General features: G+C 40.6%; 18 protein-coding genes. 8 read left to right on the top strand and 10 right to left on the bottom strand.

Annotation, left to right across the window (positions count from 1 at the left end):
• The first annotated feature begins 80 nt into the window (after positions 1–80).
• Positions 81–656, top strand: coding sequence for a thymidine kinase (locus LY11_RS15870; RefSeq protein ID WP_111634649.1), 576 nt, complete (start codon positions 81–83; stop codon positions 654–656).
• Between the two features lie 16 nt (positions 657–672).
• On the opposite strand, the gene LY11_RS15865 is transcribed toward LY11_RS15870, so the two are convergent.
• On the bottom strand, positions 673–2199 hold the full coding sequence (locus LY11_RS15865; RefSeq protein WP_111634648.1) for a hypothetical protein: 1527 nt from the start codon (positions 2197–2199) through the stop codon (positions 673–675).
• 291 nt (positions 2200–2490) lie between these two features.
• Here LY11_RS15865 and LY11_RS15860 point away from each other — a divergent pair, with 291 nt between their 5' ends.
• Positions 2491–2757 (top strand): helix-turn-helix domain-containing protein, encoded by a 267-nt coding sequence (locus tag LY11_RS15860; RefSeq protein WP_111634647.1) that lies wholly within the window; start codon positions 2491–2493, stop codon positions 2755–2757.
• A gap of 50 nt (positions 2758–2807) precedes the next feature.
• Here LY11_RS15860 and LY11_RS15855 read toward each other — a convergent pair whose 3' ends face one another.
• Together LY11_RS15855 and LY11_RS15850 are read right to left on the bottom strand one after the other, a co-directional pair.
• A complete protein-coding gene (locus LY11_RS15855; protein ID WP_170132704.1) occupies positions 2808–3608 on the bottom strand; it encodes a hypothetical protein in 801 nt (266 codons plus the stop codon).
• Between the two features lie 118 nt (positions 3609–3726).
• On the bottom strand, positions 3727–4479 hold the full coding sequence (locus LY11_RS15850; protein ID WP_111634645.1) for a hypothetical protein: 753 nt from the start codon (positions 4477–4479) through the stop codon (positions 3727–3729).
• Between the two features lie 561 nt (positions 4480–5040).
• Here LY11_RS15850 and LY11_RS15845 point away from each other — a divergent pair.
• From LY11_RS15845 to LY11_RS15825, 5 genes are all read left to right on the top strand, one after another.
• On the top strand, positions 5041–5625 hold the full coding sequence (locus tag LY11_RS15845) for a sigma-70 family RNA polymerase sigma factor (protein ID WP_111634644.1): 585 nt from the start codon (positions 5041–5043) through the stop codon (positions 5623–5625).
• Between the two features lie 64 nt (positions 5626–5689).
• Complete coding sequence (locus LY11_RS15840; protein ID WP_111634643.1) at positions 5690–6736, top strand: FecR family protein; 1047 nt, start codon at positions 5690–5692, stop codon at positions 6734–6736.
• Positions 6737–6898: 162 nt separating this feature from the next.
• Positions 6899–10462 (top strand): TonB-dependent receptor, encoded by a 3564-nt coding sequence (locus LY11_RS15835; RefSeq protein WP_111634642.1) that lies wholly within the window; start codon positions 6899–6901, stop codon positions 10460–10462.
• A 27-nt stretch (positions 10463–10489) separates the two neighbouring features.
• Positions 10490–12277 (top strand): RagB/SusD family nutrient uptake outer membrane protein, encoded by a 1788-nt coding sequence (locus tag LY11_RS15830; protein ID WP_111634641.1) that lies wholly within the window; start codon positions 10490–10492, stop codon positions 12275–12277.
• Between the two features lie 73 nt (positions 12278–12350).
• Positions 12351–13490, top strand: a complete 1140-nt coding sequence (locus LY11_RS15825) for an acyltransferase family protein (protein ID WP_111634640.1) — start codon at positions 12351–12353, stop codon at positions 13488–13490.
• Positions 13491–13574: 84 nt separating this feature from the next.
• Here LY11_RS15825 and LY11_RS15820 read toward each other — a convergent pair whose 3' ends face one another.
• From LY11_RS15820 to LY11_RS15790, 7 genes are all read right to left on the bottom strand, one after another.
• The gene (locus tag LY11_RS15820; protein WP_111634639.1) at positions 13575–14645 is read right to left on the bottom strand and encodes a dipeptidase; all 1071 of its coding nucleotides are present in this window, start codon (positions 14643–14645) and stop codon (positions 13575–13577) included.
• An 11-nt stretch (positions 14646–14656) separates the two neighbouring features.
• Positions 14657–15778, bottom strand: a complete 1122-nt coding sequence (locus LY11_RS15815; RefSeq protein ID WP_211321571.1) for a D-TA family PLP-dependent enzyme — start codon at positions 15776–15778, stop codon at positions 14657–14659.
• Positions 15771–16244: a RidA family protein gene (locus LY11_RS15810; RefSeq protein WP_111634638.1), complete on the bottom strand. Its 474-nt coding sequence runs from the start codon at positions 16242–16244 to the stop codon at positions 15771–15773. The genes LY11_RS15815 and LY11_RS15810 overlap by 8 nt, the downstream gene beginning before the upstream one ends.
• Positions 16245–16254: 10 nt before the next feature.
• Entirely contained in the window at positions 16255–17568 is a 1314-nt protein-coding gene (locus LY11_RS15805; RefSeq protein ID WP_111634637.1) for a gluconate:H+ symporter, read from the bottom strand.
• A 135-nt stretch (positions 17569–17703) separates the two neighbouring features.
• Positions 17704–18330, bottom strand: a complete 627-nt coding sequence (locus tag LY11_RS15800) for a gluconate 2-dehydrogenase subunit 3 family protein (protein ID WP_111634636.1) — start codon at positions 18328–18330, stop codon at positions 17704–17706.
• 11 nt (positions 18331–18341) lie between these two features.
• Positions 18342–20081, bottom strand: coding sequence for a GMC family oxidoreductase (locus LY11_RS15795; RefSeq protein ID WP_111634635.1), 1740 nt, complete (start codon positions 20079–20081; stop codon positions 18342–18344).
• A 65-nt stretch (positions 20082–20146) separates the two neighbouring features.
• Complete coding sequence (locus tag LY11_RS15790) at positions 20147–20647, bottom strand: ester cyclase (protein ID WP_111634634.1); 501 nt, start codon at positions 20645–20647, stop codon at positions 20147–20149.
• Positions 20648–20803: 156 nt separating this feature from the next.
• Between LY11_RS15790 and LY11_RS15785 the strand changes: the two genes are divergently transcribed.
• Positions 20804–21022 carry a hypothetical protein gene (locus LY11_RS15785; RefSeq protein ID WP_111634633.1) on the top strand — a complete coding sequence of 73 codons (219 nt, stop codon included), beginning with the start codon at positions 20804–20806 and terminating at the stop codon, positions 21020–21022.
• Positions 21023–21739: the final 717 nt, after the last annotated feature.

Raw genomic sequence — 21739 nt, 5'->3', positions numbered from 1 at the left:
TGATTTATGTTGATAACTAAACACTCAAAAGTACTACAAAATTTCGATATTCGCCGGTCATTACACCCCCAGAATACAGCATGTTATTTAGCGAACAAAATTACAGCAGAGGAGAATATGGCGGCAGCATTGAAGTAATTTGCGGCTCTATGTTTTCAGGCAAAACGGAAGAACTGATCAGAAGATTAAAGCGCGCAGAGATCGCTAAATTAAAAGTAGAGATCTATAAACCTGCAACAGATACCCGTTACGACGAAACAGCAGTCGTATCGCATAATTATAATTCTATTGAAGCTACCCCGGTAACACACTCTTCAGCAATTCTCTTATTGAAGTCCGATACCCAGGTTGTTGGCATTGATGAGGCACAGTTTTTTGATGATGAACTGCCTGAAGTTTGTAATAAACTTGCTAATAAAGGAATCAGGGTGATCGTAGCCGGACTGGATATGGATTTCAGCGGTAAACCTTTTGGCCCTGTCCCTGCTTTAATGGCCATCGCAGAATTAGTCACGAAGGTAAATGCAGTCTGCGTAAGATGCGGAAGCCCTGCCATGTATTCTTTTCGCAGGGTAGCCAGTGATGCTAAAATCCTGCTCGGAGAAAAAGAAAGTTATGAGCCAAGGTGCAGAGCTTGTTTCCACGCCAGGGATTAATTCAAATCTCCGGCACTTATGGAGCAATATGAGGTTTCACCAGGTAAATTTCTCCGTCCTTGAAACTATATTGCTTCACCACATCTGCTCTTTTGCGCAAGATAGCCAGGTTAAGCAGGTCAGGGTCCTCTACCGCACGGAACCAGATCACATAAACCCCTTCTTTACAAAAGAAATCATGAATATCATGGTCTTCGATCCAATGGGGCAGCGAGGTTGCCCTTAATCCACCGTTAAAGTACACTGCTTCTGCTGCATTGGAATATAGCTCATACTCCGGTTTTAAAACTGCGGCATGTTTTCTGAGGAATGCGGAAAGCTGAGAGTTTTTCCAGGAATCATCCGTATAACCGGCGATGCCGTAATCTTTGACCTCCTGATACATTCCATAAAGTTTCACAAGTTCATGTGCCTGAAAGGCTATCAGTACAAGCCCTGCACCAACTAAAGCAATGCGGCGCTTAAGTACCGGAAGCCTGGCAATTAACCCCGGTATCCAGCAGGTTATCGTAATCAGCATCGGAATAAATACCGGGGAGATAAATCTATTGTTGATCTGCTCAAAATGTGAAAGTGTGGAAACCCCGATAATAAATACTGTATAGACAATGAAAAATGCGGCAAAGCAATTTTCTGCGGTTGCATAAGCGATACTAAACCAGGCGCGTTTCAAGTAGACTGCACAGCCGATTAAGAAAAGGAAAATAGCGGTGATCATATAGGCTCCGGGGTGTTCATCCAGCGCAGGTAACCACCAGCAGACTACTTTTCCATAATAAAAAATATTATCTCCTAAAGACGTAATTCCGGATTCCCTGGGCCCCGTAAGTGATTCTGCAACCATTCTGTTATGGATCAGATTAGCAGCCAGTAAAGTGACAGAGCAAAAGCCAAACAGACAACAATGCAATATCTTTTTTCTCCATTCCAGCGTGCGGTCAAAAACCATCAGCATCAAACCTGTTGCAATCACTGTAATACCAGCATACCTGGTTACACAGGTTATAGCAGCAATTAATGCACAAAAGAGCAGGTCAACTATTGAACGTGTCTTCAGATAGCTTCTAAAGGCGATCAGGAATAAAAGTGACAGCAGTATAAATAATGTTTCCGACCAAAACATGGCGTACACATCAAACATTGCCGGGCTAATGGCAATGGATAAGAGTATAACCAATTTATAAAAGCGGCTTTTTTCCTGAAATGATGCGATCAGATGACCGGTACAGAAAATGACCAGGGCAAAAAGAAGGGCATTCAGCCAGGGCCCCGCAGCAACAGGGTCCACTCCGGAAAAAAAGGAAGCTGCACTTAAAAATAAAGGATAAAATACAGGAAAATCAACTACTGGCTTTAACGTGTAATCCAGTAATGCACCATAATCATGAATATTCCTTGCGACACTCACATAAACAATGGAGTCGGGAGAGATTCCAATTCCTGTATGCCTGGTATAAGTCAGGAGCAGGATAAAGCCAATCAGCGCAACAAAAAGGCTATCCAGGTTTTTAAAAGGCGGGGAACCAGCCAGAATCTTATTCATTTAAATGTAGTAAGCTTTTTTTTGTAACAAATATACAGTTAAAGTTTTTTTTCTGTACCTTATACTTTTATTATTCTACATCACCAGCCACCTGTTTAAAACATAAATTGTTTTATAAAAATTAATCTCCCTATGTGCTAAATGATAAGGGTTTACAATTTTTGAAATAGATTAAATTATGCAACATTATATTGTCAAATTTCAATAAATTAACTTATAAAATAGAAACACTTCATATTTACACTTATGTGTGTAAATTATAAATGGGAATATAAATTACTTAGTCGGCAAATGGAAGGAAAGGTAAAACTAGATCTTATTGAACAACATGTGGTTGATTTCGTCAGAAAATTAAGAGCTGATAAGAAATTAAGACAGGAAGACATTGCTTACATTATCGGGGTTAAAGCATCTTTCATTGGCAACGTGGAAAACAGCGGAAATCCGGCCAAATACAATTTGAAACACATCAATGTATTTGCCGATCATTTTGGCCTGTCGCCCAGAGATTTTCTGCCATCCGCAGCATTGCTCGAGAAAAAAGACAAGCAAGTATAGTCCGTCAATTGAAAGGTTTAATACATCCCCCGAAGATCAGATTAAACCTTTCAATTGATGTTTTTCCGCAAAGAGTTATACCATTCTTTATAGAACGCTCTATAAACATCAATACGTTTGTCCAGGTTTTCTTCTCTTTTCAGCCGGTCATCGAGCAGAAGTAATTTTTCACCATACCATTTATGAATTTCCTGATGAATGGGGATTCTGTTCTTTTTATCACCAAGACTTAGTCTCATCATTCCAAAAAGTGACATGCAGGAGTTCGTTTCCACAAATTCAATCAGGTTGATCGCTCTTTCACTGGCCATGGAAATATTATTCACAAAATATTGCAGTACTTGTACTGCTTCAATGCCATTCATCCGGCAAAGCAGGTTAAAATCAAATGTCAGGGCCAGAGAATGGTTTTCATCCAGCGAAAAGTCGCGGGGATAGTCTACCAGCGGTGACATATCAATCTCCCATTCTCTCATCAGCGTAAAACTTTCTTTCATCTTATCTATCGTTGACAGGTAAGGGTTATCATTCAGTTCACTCAGCATTAAAATATATTTCAGAGATACCCGCTTTACCTTCCGGTCTGTCACTGCCTGTATTTCTGCATTTACTTCTTTCTTACAATCAATGATAATACTTGTAGCCCATAAAGTTACCGCTTCCATTTCGCCCCCGTTAAATGCGTAAAAAGAAACCCGGTCAACGAAGTACTGCAGAACCTCTTCTTGTTTCAAATTGTTGATTGTACAGGCTACTTTGAAATCCTCAGTAGATACTAATTTAACTCTTCCATTTGAGCCCATATTGCTAATTTTATTTTCTTCACAGGCATAACCATATCTATGACCCAAGAGTTTTAATTTATTGATTTACTGCGCTGCACAATGGTTCCATTGGGGAGCAGTCAAAGATGTACTTTACCCACCGCCCGTTGAAACAGGCCATTCAGGCAAGAATAACCAGGTTTGATTAATTGATGTGCTGATTTAGTGCATTATACCACGCTAGATAAAATTTATTATAATTTCTTATTTTGTTTTCCAGACTACTTTCTCCTTCTTGCTGTTCATCCAGCTTTTGCAATTGAGCTGCGTATTTTTTATACATCTCCTGCTGCGGTAATATCTTATTTCTAAAACTTTCGTGGTTACTGCTCAAAAGCAACAGGAAAGCTGTGCTGGGATCTGTTTTAACGACCCGATGGAGGTTTAAAGCACGCTCTCTTGCTAAAGAAACCTGGTTGATAAAATATTGAAGCAGTCCTTGTATAGCTGACCCGTTCATCCGGCAGACCAGGTTAAAGTCGAATGTCAATTCAAGCACATAAACTTCACTGGTCTGTATTTCCAGTTCATAATCTGTAATGGGCAGCATTTCTGAAGACCATTCCCTCATTAAGGAAACAATTTTCTGGTGTTCTATAATTTTTGAAGCTGCACTGCTCATATTCATAGCAGTTAGCTTCTTGATATATTTCAAACAGATTTCTTGTATTCTATGGTCATTTATTGGCTGAGGCTGTCCTCCATGTACTTCTTTAAAATCAATGCAGGTAGTCGTTGCCCAAAGGTACATCGCATCCATGTTACCACCTATAAACGCATAAAAAGAGACATAACTGATAAAATATTGCAGCAGCTCTTCGGGCTTCAGGTTATTTATTTTACAGGCAATTTTAAATTCCTGAGTATAATTGAGTTTAATTTGTCTTTTTGTTTCCATCTTTCTTGTTCATTACGATTTAAACATAAAAACAGGTTTCTTTCTTCCAGGAAGATGAAACTTTATTTGGTCTGCAAAAACCTGCAAAATAGCCTTGTTTAGTCCAAAGGGGAACTTTAACCTCTAAAATAATAATTTTGATTAAAATCACAGAAACTTAGGATATATTTTCCCTAAATCAAAATAAATTTAATCCTAATTGACAATAATTTTCCTTAACAAGATTATTGTATTCCAGCCAATTGTGCAACTATTTTGACCTGCTATTTATAGTCCCTATTTCTTTTGAAATATTTTCGGTTGATAACGTGTTATTCTTTAGCACATTATTACTGATTAAATTACTAACTTAAGCGCTTATTAATTAAGATTAATTGCTTTTATTGAATGTCCGTTTAAATTTATGCTCAAAATAACATGCTTTAAGCAGAAAGACAATCATTTTTGCCATTTCTTAATATATTTAGATTAATTTTTAGAAAAAACCATTAAACAATCACACTAACAGGTCTTGAAACCAATTAAAAGTTTAATTAAATTTTATTGCCAGATATAATTTAAATGAAATACAACAGTCTCTCTGATAATTCGTTGGTAGATCTATTAAAAGATAGCGATGGGCTGGCTTTTAAAGAGATCTATACCCGTTATTGGGCAGGGATTTATAAAGCAGCTTATGTCAAGGTTTATCATAAAGAACTGGCGGAAGAACTGACACAGAATCTCTTTGCAGATCTTTGGAGAAGAAGGGAAAGTATCACCATCAATACACTGGATTGTTATTTATTCGGAAGTCTTAAATACAGTATCATTAACCACTACAAATCCCAGCTGGTCAAAGAAAAGTATCAGGATCATGTAACTGGTCAGCGGCAGCATATTACCAGCAGTACTGATGACCTGGCTTTAGTCAATGATCTTTCTAAAGCACTGAACCAGGGGATTGCCCTGTTACCAAAAAAAACAGGGGAAGTATTTAAGCTAAGCAGAATCGATAACCGGTCTACCAAAGAGATTTCCCAGCAGTTGAATATTTCGGAAAAAGCAGTAGAATACCATATTACACAATCGCTGAAAAGTATGCGGTTTCATTTAAAGGAATATCTCTTTTTATTCCTCTCCTTCCTTTTGTTTCATAAATTTTAAATTTCTTTTACTTTTCTTTAGGGATAGGGCCGATTTAACGTACATATAGTTTTAAAGGCACCAAATGAAAAGACAAGCCCTTCATTCATTATTAGAAAAATACCTGGAGAACAAATGTTCTCAGGAAGAGTTAATCGTGATTGAAAAATTGTATAGCATGCTCGACCGGGATGACCTGGAAGAGATTTATCCCAATGAGTTACCTACACTTGAACAAAAACTTTGGGACAGGATCAACCTGGAAACCGGCAGCAGTAACCAGGTTCACGTTTCAACTCCACATCCTGACCGGGTAAAACGCCTGCCATTGCTGGCATGGTTTGCCGCAGCTGCTCTCCTTGCACTTACTTTGGTTACTGGTTATTTGTTTCTGAATAATCATCAGGACCCGCAATATTTAAAGTTCCAGGCGCTAACCACCATACTGGAGAAGAAAAACAATACTTCTGCCCCAATCAGAATCAATTTGGAAGATGGCAGCGTTGTTATCCTTCAACCTTCTTCTTCCCTGTCTTATCCGGAACATTTTTCTGCACAGACCCGGGAAGTATCTTTACAGGGAGAAGGTTATTTTCTGATCAGCAAAAATCCACACAGACCTTTCTTTGTCTATAACAAAAACGTAATTACCAGGGTAGTTGGAACCAGCTTCATTATCAAGTCCGATCCGGCTGCTGAAGAAACACAGGTAATCGTAAAAACCGGGAAAGTAATGGTTTGCCTGAACAAGGATCAGCACTTAAACCTTAAACATCTTTTTAATCAGGATAAAAAGGTAATGCTTACGCCAAACCAAAAGACAACCTACAAAAAGGATAATGATGATTTCGAAACTACTTTAGTTGCTGACCCCCTGCCCATCGTCCCCGTTAATCCAAACCTGCATAAAGCAGCTTATGTATTTGAAGAAGCACCATTAACCGAGGTACTGAATCAATTGCAGACCACTTATGGGATTGCATTCATTATTGAAGACCAGGAACTTTATAACAATACGTTTACGGGAGATATTTCTAAACAGAATTTATATCAGAAACTAGACCTGCTGTGCCATACGATAAAAGCACATTATGAAATAGCAGGTACCAAAATAATTATCAAAACTAAATAACCTAACCAACTAACTAACCAAAAATCAAAGTAGCCTATGGACCGATTGAAGATCTACTAACCAAATTCCTCAAAAAAAGAAGGCTGACAAAGTTCCCCAACATTGCCAGCCAATAATCTCTGTACGAAATTTTCACATTAACGAACAAAAACTTCTAAAGGTATGAAAAAAAAGCGATTTGTTGCTTTAATCAAAACAGCAATGCGGATATCCATGACACAAATTTTTCTTGGCATTTTATTCACCTGCACGTCCTTCGCCAAGAATGTGACGGGGCAGGAAATATTAAACAAGGAAATCTCAATTAATATTAACCAGGGCCAGATCAAGCAGATACTAACCGAAATACAACTGCTGACCAAGGTAAACTTCGTTTACAGTTCTACTGTGATCAAAGCACAGCGTAAGGTAACTGTCAGTGCAGTCAATAAGGTATTAGGACAGCTACTGGACGAAACCCTGAATCCATTGAATATTTATTATAAAGTGGAGGACAACCAGATCCTGCTTTATGAGAAAGATCTTTCGGGATTAACAATTGGTCTGCCAGGCAATCAGAACCAGCTCACTGTAAAAGGTAAGGTAACTTCTGATAAAGGTGAGCCCTTACCAGGGGTAAGTGTCAATGTAAAAGGAACTAAAATCGGCACCACAACAGATGTGAATGGAAGCTACGCGATTGTTGCAACCGGCCCCGATGTAGTATTAGTCTTCTCTTATATTGGGTTTACGGCCAAAGAAATGCCTGTAAACGGGCGCACAACGCTGAATGTACAACTTGTTGAAGAACTCACTTCTTTAGGAGAAGTAGTTGTGGTAGGTTATGGTACGCAGCGCAAGAAAGATCTGACAAGTGCGGTATCGGTTGTCAATGTAGGTTCTATGATCAAACAGCCTACTGCATCGGTTAACAATCTCTTGCAAGGTCAGGCTTCCGGTGTAACGGTATTAGGCTCAGGGCAGCCTGGAGAAGAACCACAAGTAAGAATCAGAGGCGTGAACACCTTTGGAAATAATAATCCTTTATACGTAGTGGATGGTGTACCTACACAGAGTATCGCCGATCTGAACCCAAATGATATTGAGACTATGCAGGTCTTGAAAGATGCAGGCTCGGCTTCAATTTATGGCTCCAGAGCTGCAAACGGGGTTATTGTGATTACCACTAAAAAAGGCAAAGGTAAAGTAACAGTGACTTATGATGCTTATTATGGTACGCAGCGCCCTAAAGGTGGCAATGTGTGGAATATGCTGAACCCTCAGGAAATGGCAGATCTTAAACATATGGCGATGACCAATTCGGGAGCTACAGATTTTGTAGATTCCTTATATGGCAGCGGACCAACTTATGTACTGCCGGATTATATTTTACCGGCGGGTGCTAAAGAAGGTGATCCAAGAGCCAATCCTTCGCTCTATAAACTAAAACCTTTTTATACTTCTGCCAACGAATTCAATAGTTTTTACCGGATTTCAAAGGCGAATAAAGAGGGCACAGACTGGTATCACGAGATATTCAAGCCTGCTTCCATCACGAGCCAGAATGTGGCCATTACGGGAGGATCTGATCAGGGCAGTTACCTTTTCTCTGCAAATTACTTCAACCAGCAGGGTACCTTATTGAATACTTATCTGAAAAGATATACGATCCGTTCCAACAGTCAGTATAATGTGAGTAAACATGTACGTGTGGGTGAGAATCTGGCTTATTCCATTACAAATAATCCACAGATTGCGGGTTTAAGTGGTGATAATGCTATTGGTCATGCTTTCAGAGAGCAGCCTATTATTCCTGTCAGAGATATTATGGGAAACTTTGCCGGATCTTATGGTGGTAACCTGGGTGATGCTTATAATCCGGTAGCGATGCAGGAACGTACTAAAGATAATAAATCGCAACAGAACAGGTTGTTCGGAAATATTTTCGCGGAAGCTGATCTGACTGACTTTTTAACGATCAGATCTCAGTTTGGCGGAGAAAATTATTCGGGCGCTACCCGCGCATTTGTATATCCGCAGTATGAGAATTCAGAAAATTCAACAACCAATTCTTATAGTGAATCTGCTTTGGATGGTTATAATTATAGCTGGACCAATACGCTTTCTTTTAACAAAACATTTAATAAACACCGGATTAAAGCAGTAGCAGGAACAGAATTTTTCAGAGAAAACACACATGTTTCTACAGGCTCTAACCAGGGATATTTTTCTTTTGATCCGGATTACACCAATCTTTCTACTGGTGGCGGCCCAATGAAAACAACCAGCGAAAGAACGGCTAATACTTTATTCTCGCTGATTGGAAGAGTAGATTATAGCTATAATGATAAATATCTGATCGGTGCAACAATACGCCGTGATGGTTCTTCTAAGTTCCTGCAGCATGTATATGGCTGGTTCCCTGCAGTAAGTGCGGGCTGGAGAATTTCTCAGGAAGGTTTCCTTAAAAATGTAAAATGGATCACTGATCTGAAAATCAGAGGTGGTTATGGAATCATGGGAAATCAGCTGAATGTAAGTGGCGGTAACTCGTTCACGACTTTCGGCAGTAAGGTCGGCACGTCTTATTATGCCATTGGTGGCGGAAATAATATCGTTTCCGGATTCTATCAGAATCAAACTGGTAATCCAGGAGCTAAATGGGAGAAAAACATCAATTCAAACTTTGGTTTTGATGCGACTTTATTCGGTGGACATATTGATATTTCTGCTGATTATTACCGCAAGAATATCAAGGATCTGTTGTATAATCCTGAAATGATTGGAACAAGCGGTGCAGCAAAAGTACCTTTTGTCAATATAGCGCAGATGAAAAACAATGGTTTTGATATCTCGGTTTCAGGAAACACGCAGGTAAGCAGTTCCGTTAAACTGAATGCAACGGCTACGATTACTACTTACCACAATGAAATCCAGAAGATCTCTGGTGGTTCTGATTATTACGATGTAGATGCACGCCGTTTTGATGGAAGTAATATTATCCGCAATGCGGTAGGACATCCGATCAGCCAGTTCTTCGGTTATAAAACAGATGGTTTCTGGAATTCTCAGCAGGAAGTGGATGAGGCTAACAAAAAAGCGCAGGCAGCATCCGGTAATCCCAATGATGTATACCAGACTGATATTGGTGTAGGCCGTTTTAAATATGCAGACGTAAATGGTGATGGTCGTATTACTGCAGATGACCGTACCTTTTTAGGGAATGCAAATCCATCTTATAGTTATGGATTAAACCTGGGTGTGACTTATAAAAACTGGGACTTCAGTGCATTTTTCTATGGTGTTCAGGGTAACTCGATCTGGAACCAGGTAAAGTGGTGGACTGATTTTAACCCTTCATTCGGAGGCGCGAAAAGCAAAACAGCTTTATATGATTCATGGACTCCGCAAAATCACAATGCGAGTGCACCGATTCAGGAAACTTCGAATTCATTCAGTACCAACGCGGTTCCGAACTCTTATTTCGTAGAAAATGGTTCTTACCTGAGGTTAAAAAATGCACAGATCGGTTATTCGTTTAATTCGGCAAGACTGCAGAAAATAGGAGTCAATAAATTGAGAGTTTACTTGTCAGGAGCAAATTTGTTTACGATTACCAAGTACTCTGGTGTTGATCCGGAAATAGGCACATCAAGTGAAACCGGACAGCAGACTGCTTATGGTGTTGATGATGGTTCTTATCCTAGTCAGCGCACTTTCTTAGTCGGCTTAAATTTATCCTTTTAATCACCCTTTGGTTTAAAAAATATAAAGATGAAGAAATCTACATTTGTTTTGTTGACTGTACTGGTCTTTACAGCACAATTATTGCCTTCCTGCAAAAAGGCTTTACAACAGCCTCCGCTGGGCTCAGTATCTGAAGAACTGGTGGCTAATAAAAACGGCGTAAACGCATTGCTGATTGGCGCTTATGCAGCATTATATGGAATGCAGGGAGCAAACCAGAGTTTAGGTGGCGGTGAAGCCTGGCAAGGTTCACCAAGCAACTGGGTCTTCGGATCAATTGCTGGTGGTGATGCTTCTAAAGGCAGTGATGGTTCTGATCAGCCTGCCATTGATCCTATTGCAAACTTTTATTCTGATCCGAACAATGCGTATTACAATGGGAAATGGAAAGCACTATATGAAGGTGTTGCCCGTACCAACAACGTATTAAAGTTTTTAGCTAAAGCAACGGACATCACACCAGAAGAAGGAAAAACCATCGCCGGACAGGCCAGATTTTTAAGAGCTCATTACTATTTTGAGATTAAAAAGTTCTGGAACAATGCGCCATGGATCGATGAAACCACCACTGATTATAATCAACCGGTAAGTACTGAACTATGGGCTAAAATTACCAGCGATTTCAAGTTTGCTTACGAAAATCTTCCTGCAACACAGGGTGAAATAGGCAGAGTGAATAAATGGGCGGCTGGTGCTTACCTGGCTAAGTCTTATTTATATCAGAAGAAATATGCAGATGCGAAAGCAATATTTGATGTGGTGATTCCGTCGGGTGTAACCAGTAGTGGTAAAAAATATGACCTGAACGCTTCCTTCGAGGATAATTTCATGCCTAGTAAGGAAAATAATCCGGAAGAGGTATTCACGATACAAATGGCAGCGAATGCAGATCCTTCCGGACCAACCAGTGGCAATAACGGGGATATGCTGAATTTCCCTTACGGGGGCAGTCCTTTTGGGTGCTGCGGATTCTTTCAGCCTTCTATTGATTTGGTAAACAGGTTCAGAACGAATGAAACAACGGGGCTTCCTTATCTTTCCAATTACAATGACTATGCGGTTAAAAATGACATGGGTATTAGCGGAGGTACAGAATTCATAGCGGATCAGGGAACATTAGATCCAAGAATTGACTGGACAGCTGGCAGACGCGGTATTCCTTATCTGGACTGGGGAAATTATCCGGGCGCAGCATGGATCAGAGATCAAAGCTATGGTGGGCCTTATGGACCTAAGAAAAATATATACTGGCAAAAAACTGCAGCTACGGATGCAGACAAAACGACCTGGGCCCCTGGATCAGCTATCAATTACCTGGTTATCCGCTTTGCTGATGTCTTGTTACAGGCTGCGGAGTGTGAAGCACAGGCAGGAAGCCTGGCTACGGCACAACAATATGTTAACAGGGTAAGAGCGCGGGCTGCAAATAAAGAGGGCTGGGTTTATAAGTATATAGATGACAGTAACCCGCTTGGAGGGTTCTCTGATGTGCCGGCGGCAAATTATAAGGTGAGTGAGTATCCTGCCGGCGATTTTGCCAGCCAGGGCCAGGCTTATGCTTTAAGCGCGATTTATTATGAACGTAAGATAGAACTGGCGATGGAAGGTCACCGCTTTTTTGACCTGGTACGCTGGGGTATTGCAGAGAAAGAATTGAATGCCTATTTCAGCTTCCAGGGCAAGATAACTTCTGATGTCAGAAGGGGTAAATTCACCAGTGGAAGAAATGAGTATTATCCTATACCTCAGCGTCAGATTGACCTGAGTGTTCAGGGGGGCAACAAAATACTGACACAAAACCCTGGCTATAACTAACCAGAGAATTCATTCAGGAACTCCTTATCTTTAAAGGAGTTCCTGTTTAAAAAGGAATAAATCTAATAAGCCTATGAAACCACTAACCGAGCGTTTTCTTTCCCTGGATGTATTCCGTGGCATGACCTTATGTTTCATGATCATTGTAAATTCTCCCGGAAGAGGCGCAATACCTTTTGGCATACTTGAACATGCTGCCTGGCATGGGTTCACTCCTACAGACCTGGTTTTCCCTTCGTTTCTTTTTGCGGTAGGGAACGCAATGAGCTTTTCTATGAAAAGATTCAGTCAAATGGACAATTCCCAGGTACTGCTGAAAATCTTCAAACGTACTTTTTTAATTTTCCTTATCGGATTCCTGATCTACTGGTTTCCATTTTTCAAACATGACAGCCAGGGGCATATCATATTTGCAGATATAAGAAATACCCGCATTCTGGGTGTTTTACAAAGAATAGCGCTGTGTTTTGGAATTGCTTCGCTAATGATCCATTACCTATCAGGAAAAACTGTCATCTGGATGAGTGTGCTCTTCCTGGTAGGTTATTGGGTCTGCTTATTAGTTTTTGGTGATCCTGGTGCTGAGTTAACCATGACCGGGAATGCAGGGTATTACCTGGATAAATTCGTGATGGGAACTTCTCATTTGTATCATGGCGATTTTATGAATGGTAAACATGTTGCTTTTGATCCTGAAGGAATATTAAGCACAATTCCATCCATTGTGAATGTGATTATCGGATACTTTGCGGGTAAGTTCATTCAGGAAAAAGGAAAAGGGTATGAAAGTATTGCCAAGCTTTTCCTGGTGGGAAGTTTATTCGTCTTAATTGCGGTCTGCTGGAATTCAGTACTGCCGATTAACAAAAAGTTATGGACGAGTTCATTTGTACTGGTCACTACCGGACTTGATCTGATGATTATTGGTGTACTGCTCTACATTATTGAGGTAAGACAGTCTACCCGATGGACGAAATTCTTCGTGGTGTTCGGGAAAAACCCTTTGTTTATTTATATCGTTTCAGACTTATTACTGATTATTATTGATTTACTTTTTCCACAGTTTCATTTTAGCAAGTGGATAAATGTTAATTTCTTCCAGGTGATTGCGCCGGGGCCAATAGGTTCCTTATTATTTGCAATCAGCTTTATGTTAGTGTGTTGGCTTGTGGGCTATGTACTCGACAGACGTAAAATCTATATCAAAGTCTGATAATGAGATTTTAACACCAACAAGTTATCCACATAAAATGTGGATAACTTGTTGGTTACGTTAATAACTTCGCTCCTGCTTGATTTAATGCCATGCTTTTCTCAGGAACCGCAGCCAGTTTCCCTGCATCAAGTTCTTAATATCTTCAGCTGTATATCCTCTTTTTGTTAAAAGTGCGGGTATCTTCTGCAAATCTGCAATGTTTTCCACATCATAAGGACATTGTTCTGTTCCGAATGCCCCATCCAGATCTGATCCTATGCCCACATGTAAAGTATTACCTGCGATCTGGCAAATATGATCTAAATGGTTGACCATCACTTCCAGGTTACAGTTCATACCTCTTGGTGTAGACTGTCCGCGAACCCAGTTTGGAACCATCATCCAGGCATCAAGGGCTAAGCCGATCACTGCGCCACGGGTAATTAGTGCTTTAATTTGTCCATCGCTGTATTGACGGTTGTGGTTAACAAGGGCTCTGCAGTTATTATGCGATGCCCAGATATGCCCGTTAAAATGGTCTAATGCTTCCCAGAAACTATCGTCACACAAATGTGTAGCATCCAGAATGATATTCAGACGTTCCATTTCTCTGAGCAGTTCATGACCTTTTGGGCCCATAAAACCTGTGGCATCTGTACCTTGTGCATACCGTCCGGGGCCATAATGTGCTGGTCCGACTGCACGAAGACCATTGGCATGAGCACGTTCCAGATGCTGAATAGTCACCATAGAATCTGCACCTTCCAGACTTAAAATATAACCGATAGGTTTCTTCTCGTCTTGCTGGTCATTTTCCCAGAGCTGCACATGTTTTTCAAGGGTTTCCAGGTTATTGATCTGTACCATTTCCCCTGCTTCTTCCATGGCTTTATACCAGGCCAGTTGCCCTTGTGTTTGTGCCCAGGCCTGCTCTGGCGAATGCCAGCCAGGTAAATTATTTCCAGGAGCAACGTAACGTGCAATCTGGGTGGCAACGACCAAACCAATCTTACCTTTTCTGAGCTCCGGTAAAGAAACTACGGCTTTGGCACGGTCGGGTTTATCGGTCAGTCCTTGTTCTCTTGCATTGATTGCAGCAATTGGCAACCGCAAATCGCGGTTCCATTCCAGTGCATTCATACTTAAATCGAGGTGTGCATCTATAGTAAACATCAGTTTAAAAATTAAATATTAATCTTCCTCTCCCTTGAAATTATCTTCCACCCTCCTGTTAGTTTATGCTTATTAATGATATTGGCATTGCTGTAAAGTGCTACTGTAGGACAGATATGTATCGGTAAACCATACAAAACATCACCTATCTGAAAGCCATGGTCTGCTCCCAGTTCCAGCACCAGATGTTCTTCACTCTGGCTTACGGCTTCTGCTGTGGGTGCATTTAAGAAATGTACCCTCTTTTTTAATGGGTTCTCTGCTGCAACGGATTTATGCCCGAGATCAACTGTGATTTTTGTAGCAGAGGTCAGTGAAATTACACGGGTGATTACCAGCGCTGCGGTCAGATAGTCTTGTTCTGTAAAAGCATCCTGATAGCCTTTATCCCACAGCACGAATGTGCCCGGACTGCATTCTATATAATCCAGCTTTGCATAAATTGGAAAAGTGGGTGTCCCTCCGGCTATGATAACTGGTTCTGACATCCCTTTGCGGACGATCTGTTCGGCTAGTTTGTGAATAGCAGTCAGGATAACAGCTGCTTGTTCTTCTCTGAGGCTGTAATCTGCATCATGGATGTGACCGTCATAGGCATGAAGTCCCAGTATTTTAATACCTTTTTGAGCTGTTGCAGCTTCATAAAGAGCTAATGCTTGTTCATCCGGCAGTATGCCAGTTCTGTTCATTCCAACATTAAGGTCCAGAAAAAGACTTATAATTACCCCTGAAGCTATTGCTGCATGGGCAATCTCTTTCAGGGAGAACTCATTATCAATCAGACAGGAGAATGCAGTATCCGGATAGGTTTTGATCAGCTGAATAAACCGATCAATTTTTGGCCCTACAGGCTGATAGGCTAACAGTACATCGGGCGCTTTACAAAGACCCAGCATTTCTGCTTCAGCAATAGTTGCACATTTAAATTTAGTAATCCCGGCCGCTAACAGCTGCTGGGTAATTTCCACTGTTTTATGGGTTTTAACATGCGGCCTCAATCTGTCTGTTGCAGGAATATTTCCCTTTAATTTCCCAATATTTGCAGTTATCCTTTCCTGGTAGAATACCAGGGACGGGGAATCCAGCAGTTCCACGTCATCGATTAAATACCAGTCTGCTGCCATATTACTCATGTAATTCGAACATCGCTTCAATTTCTACCGGAATATTATCAGGCAGTGAACCAAAGCCTACAGCACTGCGTGTACCTACCCCGTTTTCTTCTCCCCATACTTGTGCAAATAATTCACTGCAGCCGTTAATAATGAAGGGGTGTTTTTCAAAGTCCGGTGTACAGTTCACCATTCCTAAAACTTTGATTACTCTTTTTACCCGGTTTAGTGTACCCAGATTAGTTTTAATGGTAGACAACATGGTCAGCCCTACTTGTCTTGCGGCCAGTTTACCTTCTTCCTGATCAAGGTCAGCACCTATACGCCCAATAGTCAGGCTTTTATCGTCATTGACAGGGCCGTGGCCAGATAGAAAAAGATATTTACCATCAATCAAATATGGTTTATAAACACCAAGAGGCTTTGGTGCTGGTGGTAGAATTAATCCTAGTTTCGCGAATTGCGCTTCTGCACTTAAGTTTTCCATTATATATTTTTTAGATAATTTGATTTAATAAAAGTACGCCGATCAGTCCTATTGTACCAACTATCGATTCCATCAATGCCCATGATTTAAACGTATTTTTCAGGCTGAGGTTGAAATATTCTTTGAACATCCAGAATCCGGCATCGTTTACGTGAGAGAACATCAAGCTTCCGGCCCCTACTGCCAGCACCATCAGATTGGGGTTGGTATTGGTCGCAAACATCAGCGGTAAAATAATGCCTGCAGTAGTTAAGCCGGCAACTGTAGCTGAACCGACACAAAACCGGATAACGGCGGTAATGAGCCATCCGAGAAATAAGGGCTGCATATGCAGTTCTTTCAGCATAACCGCGATCTGTGCGCTTACTCCGCTGTCTACTAATACTTGTTTCAATGCACCTGAGCCTCCAATAATCAACAGAATAAGGGCTACATCTTTAATGGCTTCTCCATAAAGATCCATGATATAAGTCATTTTCTTTCCCTGGAAAATACCCAGCGTCAGTGTCGCGGTAATTAAAGCAATCAGCATCACCACATTTGATTCGCCTACCAGCCCCATCAGGTTGTGGAGTCCGGGTACCTGGTTAGCGGAGAAAGATAATATGGCGGCAATAACAAGTAATAAAACCGGCAAAAGTGCTGTAAAGAAACTGTTAAAAGTGCCTGGCAGTTCGTGTTCTGGTTTATCAACAGGCACAAAACTTTTTAATGGAGTGGAAGGAATATTTTTAAGTGTTCTGGCAAAAAGTGGCCCGCCAATCACAATCGCCGGTATGGCAACGATTAAACCATACAATAAAGTAAGCCCCATATTCGCTTTAAATTGTATAACTAAAGCAGATGGTGAGGGATGTGGCGGAAGAAATCCATGGGTCACAGAAAGAGCGGCCAGCATGGGAAGCCCGATATAAATTGCTGGTAACTTGTATTTATAAACCACGGAGAAGATCAGCGGGATCATTAAGACAAAGCCTATGCCGTAAAAAAGAGGGATACCGATTAGAAATCCGGTAATCACTACTCCCCATTGAATGTACTTTTCACCACAGATATTCATAATTACTGCGGCTATCCGCTGTGCTGCTCCGCTATCAGCAACCAGTTTTCCCAGCATTGCACCCACGGCAATAATGATAAGTAAGGAGCCCAGCACATCACCTATTCCTTTTTCAACAGAACCTGCAATTTTATTCAGCGGGATACCCAATGCGATGCCGGCAATGATTGATACAATTAAAAAAGAAAGAAAGGCATTGATCCGCATAGCGGACACCATTATAATTAATAAAAGGATACAAAGCAGTACAATAATCAGGGTCATTTGGCTCTTTTTAGATCAGATAAGATACAAAGTTTAACTGTATCAGGAGAGGAAATCCCAATAAAAAAAGAGGCTGTTAACGTTCCTGAATTTATCATCAGAGAAGTTAACAGCCTCAGCTATAAAGTGGTTGAATTAAACATTCTCCATGCCGTACTGCTTCAATACATCGGCTGGTACTCCCATCCATTTATTGGGTACATTCCCTACGTACCCTAAATCTTTTACACCCATTTCTGTGGTGAAAAATCCAGAAGCCGTCAGATCTCTCATCAGGCTGAAAAAAGCCGCTCCCTGTTGCATTCCTGGTTTAACTTTTTTCGGATAAGCAATGTCTTCTACCATTTCAATACGCTGTTTTTCTGATGCGTCTTTAAATGTTTGCTGAAAACGGTTAAGGCACTGGATGTCCAGCCATTTTAATCCACCGCGCATCGGTATCTGATGGTCGGGAATATCTTTAACGATAAACTCAATAAATTCCGGCACTTTAGCATCCGTTGCGCTTCCTGATTTCCCATCTTTGGGAATGATAATATCTGAAAGGATTGCAATGGTAGCCATTTCATGTGCGTTGAAGAACTTCGCTGCGTTTAAAGCGTTGTCTCTCTCTACTTCGAAGGCTTCTCTGCCTGGTTGAGCGGCAGCTTTTTCATCTGCTGCTTTGTCTGTTTTAAGTGCTCCTGGTTTACAAGCTTCCAGCAATACTGCTGAACTTATAGCCGTCAAGCCTAAGGCTTTAAGTGATTCACGTCTGTTCATGTCTATTTTGGTTAGCTCAGGTTTAGTTTTTTCTTTTCTGCAAGGATATATTCTGCCGTACGCATCGATAAAGCCAGAATTGTCCAGGTTGCATTTTTATCACCTTGTTGCACAAAAGGTGCAGCATCCACCACAAACAGATTTTTACAATCGTGTGCCTGACACCATTTATTTAGAGCTGATTTCTTTGGATCGTCTCCCATTCTGACTGTACCTACCTCATGGATAATTTTACCCGGAGCTTCCAGTCCGTAGTTATCTTCCGCTCCATGGACTTTTGAAGTCACAATAGCGCCCATGGTGTGCATCATTTCCTGAAAAGTTTCCTGCATATGTTTGGCCTGTTTAACTTCTTCAACAGCCCATTTATAGTTAAAGCGTAATACAGGAATACCGTATTTGTCTACGACTTTAGGATCTATTTCACAGTAGTTTGATTCTCTGGCAATCGCTGTTCCACGTCCGGCCATACCTACTTGTGTTCCAAAGAAGCGTCTGTAGTCATCTTTCAAACCTATACCGTATCCGCCAGCTTCTTTCATTTTACCGTCTCTTGCGGGCACAGCACCATTCATATTTTCTATACCACCGCCAAAGCCGTAACCTGGCATGTGCAGGCCACCACCATATTCTATATGGTAACCACGTGGGAAGTCTAATTTTTTATTGTCAAGCCACCATGGAGAATAGATGTGAACGCTGCCTACTCCATCTTCATTATAGCGTTTACGATCCATGAGCTGTGGCAGAAAACCACTTAAACTTGCACCTGTAGAGTCATGCAGGTATTTACCGACTACATTGCTGTTATTCGCCAGACCATTAGGATGAGCTACAGATTTAGAGTTCAGCAGCAAACGAGCAGATTCACAAGCACTGGCTCCAAGAATAATTACTTTTCCTCTTACCTGGTGCTCTTCCATCGTAGTTTTATCTACATAAGATACACCGGTAGCTAAACCAGCTTTATCTGTCAGTACCTCACGTACCATGGCATTGGTAATTACAGTTAAATTCCCTGTTTTTACCGCTGGTATGACCAGGCAGGATGAAGAAGAAAAGTCACCGTAAACTTTACAGCTTCTGCCGCATTGACCGCAATAGAAACAAGGGGCACGGTCTTTATTATTTGGCAATGCTTCTGTTAATACTGACCCGCGGCCCGGAATAACGGTTACTCCATTCTTTTTAGCTGCTTTTTTTATAAACAGTTCATTTAACCTGGGTTTCGGCGGTGCCATAAAGATACCATCAGGTTCACTTTCTATACCTTCAACAGTTCCATAGATTCCGATTAACCGGTCTACTTTATCATAAAATGGCTTAATTTCCTCATAGGTTATTGGCCAGTTATCTGTCAGTCCGTCTTTACACTTAAAATCTTCGGGTCCCATTCTCAGAGAAATACGTCCCCAGTGATTGGTTCTTCCTCCCAGCATCCTGGAACGGAACCAGGCAAATTCTGAATTATTCTTTTGGGTGTAAGGTTCTCCATCAAGTTCCCAGCCTCCGTAAGCAGCATCAAAATCTCCGAACGGGCGTACAGTTCCGGCACCACGTCTTGGAGATTCCCATGGCCATTTTAGTTGTTGCGCGTCCAGACGTGGATCAAAATAAGCACCTGCTTCAAGCATCAGCACTTTTTGACCGGCATGGGCAAGTACATATCCTGACATACCTCCACCTGCTCCGGATCCAACTATTATGGCGTCATATTCGACGTCTGACTTTTTAATTTGAAATTCGTTCATACTACCTGCTTTTATTATTAAATGGTTTTAGCTCGTATTTGGCGTATGTAATTTAGGATTAAATTCTAAATTTTGGAATTTTTATCAAATAAGTTACTGATGATCGATTCTGTCTCCGGATGAGATAAAACAGGTTGTTTAATCACATAGTCGGTAGCGAGTTGCGTGAGCACTGTAGAAAGCGTATTTATACCCCAGTGTTCGTAATATTTACCGTCCACGACTCTTACGATGTCTATCACCTGAATCGCAACTTTTTTCCCGGTTGGCGGCATTCCCATAAAGGTACCGTTGTGTGTTCCTGTGATCGTTTTACGGGTAGTCACCAGTTCTCCTTCTGCAATCTGATCATAGACTGTGACTTTCATATCAGGAAAAGCGGGTCTTAAAACCTGGTTAAATGTATAAATCATTCCTCCCGGGCCGTTGTCAGTACCTTCAGGAGCGGTATGGTTAATAAACTGGTCATCCATCAATTCTTTAAAGCTTTCCAGGTTACCTTGTTCAATTACTTCGAGATTAAAGCGTTTAACTACTGTTTTGTTTTTTTCCAATTGGGTTTCCATTTTTCTATTTGCTAAGAGAGCCTGTTTAAATTTGGTTAGTTATGTTATAAACAAAGATAGGGCCGTTCTGATTGGGCTTAGTATTAATTTTATACAGCAGTTTACAAATGATTTTAAAATATCGCTAACTTTATAATTGTTTATTCAGCAACCTTTATGGCCGAACTGCTCCTATTAATGGGTTTAATATTACCACAAACTATTGCCGGGATTTTTGCAAAAAGTCAGGGAAGAAGTTTTTGGTTCTGGTTTTTCATTTCATTTCTTATCCCGATCATCTCTTTAGTAGTGTTATTGTTTTTGGACGATAAGAGTGAAGGGACTACAGGCTTTAAGCTTGCAGATCATGTAAAAAGAGATCAGGAAGAAGTATAAAATGAATTCGGGATTATTGAGGATTCAGTACAATTAAAGCGAATGAAAACATTGCTTTTCCTTCTTATTTGTTTGTGAAATACTTAAGTGTTTTAAAAACAATTAGGATCGTCATTGAAACTGTGTAAAACAGTTGTAAAACAATTACGATCAATTCAACAAAAAAAGGATCAAATCATAAACTTGTGGATCAGGGATTAAATTTCAAGTTTTGGGTTTGATATTTCTTAGTTCAAAGCAGATGGTTACGATTCTTTAATAAGCTGATTACTTCCTGATTTTATAGTTCAATTTATCATTATTAAAGTCTCCTGATTACTTTGATAAGAGATCGGCCAACGCTTCAGCGGAATTCTTAGGGGGAGGAAAGATCCTGATTTTTCCAGGCTTGCTACTTTTACGAAAGTTCTCTGATGCCTTTGGGTTTCCATTGATTGTTTCATTATGCCCCTTACAGAACTTTTGAAACAACCTGTACTCCAAACTGCTGCTTTAAAAATGAAATCGCCCAGGATTCCCTTTACAAATTTACCCGTTAAACTTCCCATAATAAATAAATGCCTTTCCACCAATGTAGGCTATTCGCGTTAAAGATTATCCTGATGCGTAAAAAATGTCCGTAATTGTCCGCAGCTGTCTGCAATTGTCCGCAGTTGTCCATGGGTTAGTCAAAGGGAAAATTATAATTTCATTAATCTTCAACTAGTTATGGTTTGG

It is taken from the genome of Pedobacter cryoconitis (assembly GCF_003259615.1).
GTDB classification, from domain to species: domain Bacteria; phylum Bacteroidota; class Bacteroidia; order Sphingobacteriales; family Sphingobacteriaceae; genus Pedobacter; species Pedobacter cryoconitis.
Note: the sequence above shows the minus strand (reverse complement) of the source record. Positions and strands in the feature narration are given on the sequence as shown.

Excerpts from the sequence above, each read along its gene's own strand:
- LY11_RS15825 (WP_111634640.1), top strand. The coding sequence starts at position 12,351 with ATGAAACCACTAACCGAGCGTTTTCTTTCCCTGGATGTATTCCGTGGC.
- LY11_RS15830 (WP_111634641.1), top strand. The coding sequence starts at position 10,490 with ATGAAGAAATCTACATTTGTTTTGTTGACTGTACTGGTCTTTACAGCA.
- LY11_RS15790 (WP_111634634.1), bottom strand. The coding sequence starts at position 20,647 with ATGGAAACCCAATTGGAAAAAAACAAAACAGTAGTTAAACGCTTTAAT.
- LY11_RS15860 (WP_111634647.1), top strand. The coding sequence starts at position 2,491 with ATGGAAGGAAAGGTAAAACTAGATCTTATTGAACAACATGTGGTTGAT.
- LY11_RS15840 (WP_111634643.1), top strand. The coding sequence starts at position 5,690 with ATGAAAAGACAAGCCCTTCATTCATTATTAGAAAAATACCTGGAGAAC.
- LY11_RS15795 (WP_111634635.1), bottom strand. The coding sequence starts at position 20,081 with ATGAACGAATTTCAAATTAAAAAGTCAGACGTCGAATATGACGCCATA.
- LY11_RS15835 (WP_111634642.1), top strand. The coding sequence starts at position 6,899 with ATGAAAAAAAAGCGATTTGTTGCTTTAATCAAAACAGCAATGCGGATA.
- LY11_RS15800 (WP_111634636.1), bottom strand. The coding sequence starts at position 18,330 with ATGAACAGACGTGAATCACTTAAAGCCTTAGGCTTGACGGCTATAAGT.
- LY11_RS15845 (WP_111634644.1), top strand. The coding sequence starts at position 5,041 with ATGAAATACAACAGTCTCTCTGATAATTCGTTGGTAGATCTATTAAAA.
- LY11_RS15870 (WP_111634649.1), top strand. The coding sequence starts at position 81 with ATGTTATTTAGCGAACAAAATTACAGCAGAGGAGAATATGGCGGCAGC.
- LY11_RS15820 (WP_111634639.1), bottom strand. The coding sequence starts at position 14,645 with ATGTTTACTATAGATGCACACCTCGATTTAAGTATGAATGCACTGGAA.
- LY11_RS15785 (WP_111634633.1), top strand. The coding sequence starts at position 20,804 with ATGGCCGAACTGCTCCTATTAATGGGTTTAATATTACCACAAACTATT.
- LY11_RS15815 (WP_211321571.1), bottom strand. The coding sequence starts at position 15,778 with ATGAGTAATATGGCAGCAGACTGGTATTTAATCGATGACGTGGAACTG.
- LY11_RS15810 (WP_111634638.1), bottom strand. The coding sequence starts at position 16,244 with ATGGAAAACTTAAGTGCAGAAGCGCAATTCGCGAAACTAGGATTAATT.
- LY11_RS15805 (WP_111634637.1), bottom strand. The coding sequence starts at position 17,568 with ATGACCCTGATTATTGTACTGCTTTGTATCCTTTTATTAATTATAATG.
- LY11_RS15865 (WP_111634648.1), bottom strand. The coding sequence starts at position 2,199 with ATGAATAAGATTCTGGCTGGTTCCCCGCCTTTTAAAAACCTGGATAGC.
- LY11_RS15850 (WP_111634645.1), bottom strand. The coding sequence starts at position 4,479 with ATGGAAACAAAAAGACAAATTAAACTCAATTATACTCAGGAATTTAAA.